Source organism: Paenibacillus sp. BJ-4 (assembly GCF_020404765.1).
GTDB lineage: Bacteria > Bacillota > Bacilli > Paenibacillales > Paenibacillaceae > Paenibacillus.
On the sequence record NZ_JAIVEM010000148.1, the window covers coordinates 1 to 208 of the forward strand.

1 rRNA gene is annotated in these 208 nt (G+C 51.9%); it reads left to right on the forward strand.

The window, feature by feature from the left end:
• Positions 1–208, forward strand: a 23S ribosomal RNA gene (locus LCF57_RS22300); the annotation flags it as partial.

A 208-nucleotide genomic window follows, 5' to 3' on the forward strand; every position in this document is an offset into this window, starting at 1 on the left:
AAGCAGCCACCATTGAAAGAGTGCGTAATAGCTCACTGGTCGAGTGACTCTGCGCCGAAAATGTAACGGGGCTAAACACACCACCGAAGCTATGGCTTGATGCTTGCATCAGGGGTAGGGGAGCGTTGAATGCGGGTTGAAGGTGTACCGGAAGGAGCGCTGGACTGCATTCAAGTGAGAATGCCGGTATGAGTAACGAAAAGATCTG